Consider the following 3,799-nt stretch of genomic DNA (forward strand, 5'->3'; position numbering starts at 1 on the left):
CATGAGGACGAGGCCAAGGAGGTTGGACCATGAGTGCAGGCACATCTGAACACCGCTACATCCATACCCCCCGGAATGCCTCCCCCGCGCCGGCCAAGAAGGCCTCCCCGGCCGAGCATCGCGTTCAAGTGGCCGCCGCGCGGTTGCGTGTGACCCTTGACGAGCGTCTTGGGCGCGAAACGCCGGCCAAGACCAAGGCCCTGGCCAAGGAACCCATTTAGCTGTCCCTCGCTGAACTTCGCACCCGTGCAGACCTGATACTTCGGGTGTGGAGGGTGACGGTGAGCACCAGGGATATCACCGCACCGTGGGCCACCAGGAACAGCACCACAATCCACGTCATGCCGCCCCTTCCCACCCTCCGGGCAACACAGCGCAGATCAGTGCAGGAGCCAGGATCCGTCCGATGGGGGCTCCGGATGATGCCGCCGGAGTTTCCGGACCAGAATGACGAAAGGCCAGGCCACCAGTTGCACGAGGCCTGCTGTGATCAGCAGACCTACGAAGAGGAGCAGGACCGGCGAGTAAATGAGAAACACAGCAACAACGGCGGCAATGTAGCCGCCAATCAATGCGCTGAGCGTGCCGGCATCCATTGAAAATCCCACGTCCTGTCAATCGTCGAAATGGATCTTAACCGGGTGCGCGGTCTCCCGCAGGGTGGCGATCCGAAGGACAAGGCGCAATCCCTTCGACACGTCAGCAGCCAAGGCGTGCGCGCTGGCGATGGCGTCCCTGCCGAACCCATGGGGCCGCAGGCTGTAGAAGCTCAAGGCAGCACCGGCCTCGCCTTCCAGCTGAACAGGCAGTGCCAGGACTGACAGCACCTTCTCGCGTCTGGCCGCGTCGATGAAGCTCGGCCATCGCTCTTCAGATCTCAGATCCGTGACAAGGACCATCGCCTCATCCAGGGCTGCCGACAAACCGGGCCCTTCGCGGTACCGCGTCTGGACGTCCTCCAGGCTTCGTGTGGATTCTTCGGAGCCGCCCGTTTGGGGAATGCCGGAAGGTCGGAGCACTGTGATTCCGCAGGACACATCCCCTGAAACATAGGCCTGCTGCCCGGCGCAGAAAACCACAAGGTCTCTGAGGAAGCCGGAGAGATCCGGACAATTCAGCACGAGGTCCTCGACGTGCCTGGTGATATCGGCGGCTGGATACGTAAGGGGAGCTCGGGCAGCCATGGGCAACCTTCCGGATGCTGGGAACCAAGCCCAGTCTGAAACTGGTGTCCGCGTTCTGCCTAACGGTCTTTCCAGCCTACTCTTCTGCCACAGCCGTGAGGAAGGACGCTCCCACTCTTGCTGCCGCGGACGGCTCAGGTCAGGTGCCGCCGTTTGGGGAAGGCAATCCGGTCCAGATCTTTTGCCGCCACCACCACGGCGTCACCGGCACGGGAACGGGCCTGGCCGGCGAGCGCGGCGACGTCGTCGCCATAGCGCGATGAGAAGTGTGTGAGAACAAGCGTGCCGACGGCGGCGCTGCCCGCCAACTCCCCCGCCTGTCCGGCGGTGAGGTGCCGGTACTCCCTGGCGAGGTCGGCGTCGTCGTCGCTGAAGGTGGACTCCGCCACCAGGAGATCGACGCCGTCGGCCAGTTCCTCCGCCCCGGCACAGGGTGCCGTGTCCATGACGAAAGCGAATCCTTGCCCGGGACGGTGAACGCTGACGTCCTCAAGCCGGACGCCGTCGAAGCTGCCATCGCGTTGGAGACGCCCGACGTCGGGCCCGAAGATCCCGGCAGTTTCCAGCCGTTCAGGCACGAGACTCCGGCCTTCGGGTTCGGTCAGCCGGTAGCCGTAGGTCTCGATGCGGTGGTTCAGCGCCCGGACCTCCAGGCCGGTTGCGACCGCTCCGGCGGCGCCATGAGGGTGCAGCCTCAGGTCGATCCCGGGCGTGGCGATGGCCACGAGCGCGCGGATCATCTCCTCCCCCGTGGCGGGGTAGTGCAGGTGGACCTGGTGGGCCACGCCGTCCAGGGCCATCCGCGACAGCACGCCCGGCAGTCCATAGCAGTGGTCCCCGTGCACGTGGGTGAGGCAGATCCGCGTGATCTGCGTGGCCGAAACGCCGGCATGGATCATCTGGCGCTGGGTCCCCTCGCCCGGATCAAACAGGATGCCCTCGCCATCGAACCGCAGCAGGTAGCCGTTGTGGTTGCGGTCCGGGTCGGAACCTGGGAGGCTGTGCCGAGCACCACCAGTTCACGCATGGAACTGAGTCTCCCACCCGCCCGCTGCCTTCTTCCAGTCCGCCGGTCCGGCATACACCTTTCCTGACGCAGGTACAAGGGACCATCGCCCGGTCATGGGGCATACCCTGACTGCTACATTGGCACAGCCAAGGCAACGCCGGCTTGGCAGCAGCCGGTCCATTCCGGAAGGACGCACCATGCTCTCTGATACTTCCCGCCCCGTCATCCAGGCGACGCTGCCTGCGGTCGGCGCAAACATTGAAGAAATCGCCAAACGGTTCTACAAACATATGTTCGAGGCACGGCCGGACCTGCTCGACGGCCTCTTCAACCGGGGAAACCAGGCGGACGGCCGGCAGCAGCAGGCACTGGCCGGGTCCATCGCTGCATTCGCCACCCTCCTGCTGGAAAAACCTGATCAGCTGCCTGACCATCTGCTGTCGCGGGTAGCGCACAAACACGTCTCGCTCGGCCTGGCCCCGGACCAGTACCAGATCGTCCATGAGCACCTGTTCTGGGCGATCGTCGATGTGCTGGGGGATGCAGTGACACCGGAGGTGGCGGCCGCCTGGGACGAGGTCTACTGGCTGATGGGCAACCTGCTGATCAACCAGGAACGCGGACTCTATAACGCTGTCCATCTCTCACCGGAAACCATCTGGCGTACCTGGCGGGTGGCCGAGCGCATCCAGGAGACGGACGACGTCGTCACTTTCGTCGTGGAGCGTACCGACGAACGGGAAGTGAAGCCGTCCTTGCCGGGACAGTACGTGACCCTCAAGATGCTCATGAAGGACGGCGTGCACCAGCCGCGGCAGTACAGCCTCACGCGGGCTGACGACGGCCAGCACCGGCACTTCGCAGTCAAAAGGGTGCACGGGCTCAGCACTCCCGACGGCGAGATGTCCAACCTGCTGCACAACGACGTCAAGGTGGGCGATGAGGTGGTGCTGTCCGCTCCGTTCGGCGACGTGGTGCTGGAATACACCGACCGGCCGGTGGTGATGGCGAGCGCCGGCATCGGCATCACCCCCATGGCCGGAATGCTCTCGCACCTCGTCAAGGCCGGGTCCCAGCGCCAGGTGATGCTTCTGCACGCCGATGACAGTGAGGACTCGTTTCCGCTCCGCAAGCAGGTCAGCGAGGACATCAGCACACTGCCCGAGGGCTCCATGCACAGCTGGTTCCTCAATCCATCCGGTGGCGGGGACGCGGGCGGCTCCACGTTCACAGGGTTCATGGATATCAATGCGGTGGAACTGCCCATCGATGCCGAGTACTACCTCTGCGGCCCGCTGCCGTTCCTGCAGGCGGTGCGGAGCGATCTCATCGCCAAGGGAACCCGTCCCAAGGACATCCAGTATGAAGTGTTCGGACCGGACCTCTGGCTGGCCGACTACCAGTAACCGCGACGACGGCGTACGGCCACCTTCTGAAGCCGGCTGGGGATAGTCTCAGAATGCGACAGGAGGGACATGATGGCTGCAGTAATTCTTGGTTGGACCCCGGACCGGTGGACAGGGTGGAACTACCGCGCCGTCGTCGAGGAGGTGGCAGAGTCGGGCCAGCACCTGGAACGGTGGAGTGTTGGGCGCCGCCGGAACAT

5 protein-coding genes and 1 pseudogene are annotated in these 3,799 nt (G+C 64.4%); 2 read left to right on the plus strand and 4 right to left on the minus strand.

Annotation, left to right across the window (positions count from 1 at the left end; all coding sequences use genetic code 11):
• The first annotated feature begins 29 nt into the window (after positions 1-29).
• Complete coding sequence (locus DBR22_RS20465) at positions 30-221, plus strand: hypothetical protein (RefSeq protein WP_108600503.1); 192 nt, start codon at positions 30-32, stop codon at positions 219-221.
• On the opposite strand, the gene DBR22_RS24885 is transcribed toward DBR22_RS20465, so the two are convergent.
• The 4 genes and pseudogenes from DBR22_RS24885 to DBR22_RS20480 form a co-directional block, all read right to left on the minus strand.
• A complete protein-coding gene (locus DBR22_RS24885; RefSeq protein ID WP_258229348.1) occupies positions 218-343 on the minus strand; it encodes a hypothetical protein in 126 nt (41 codons plus the stop codon). The two genes, DBR22_RS20465 and DBR22_RS24885, sit on opposite strands and share 4 nt — an antisense overlap.
• Positions 344-380: 37 nt before the next feature.
• Positions 381-596: a hypothetical protein gene (locus DBR22_RS20470; RefSeq protein ID WP_108600504.1), complete on the minus strand. Its 216-nt coding sequence runs from the start codon at positions 594-596 to the stop codon at positions 381-383.
• Positions 597-614: 18 nt separating this feature from the next.
• The gene (locus DBR22_RS20475) at positions 615-1,184 is read right to left on the minus strand and encodes a GAF domain-containing protein (RefSeq protein WP_108600505.1); all 570 of its coding nucleotides are present in this window, start codon (positions 1,182-1,184) and stop codon (positions 615-617) included.
• Positions 1,185-1,318: 134 nt separating this feature from the next.
• Positions 1,319-2,211, minus strand: a pseudogene (locus DBR22_RS20480) (ribonuclease Z).
• Positions 2,212-2,390: 179 nt separating this feature from the next.
• Between DBR22_RS20480 and DBR22_RS20485 the strand changes: the two are divergent.
• Positions 2,391-3,599, plus strand: coding sequence for a globin domain-containing protein (locus DBR22_RS20485; protein WP_108600506.1), 1,209 nt, complete (start codon positions 2,391-2,393; stop codon positions 3,597-3,599).
• Positions 3,600-3,799: the final 200 nt, after the last annotated feature.

It is taken from the genome of Arthrobacter sp. HMWF013 (assembly GCF_003061105.1).
GTDB lineage: Bacteria > Actinomycetota > Actinomycetes > Actinomycetales > Micrococcaceae > Arthrobacter.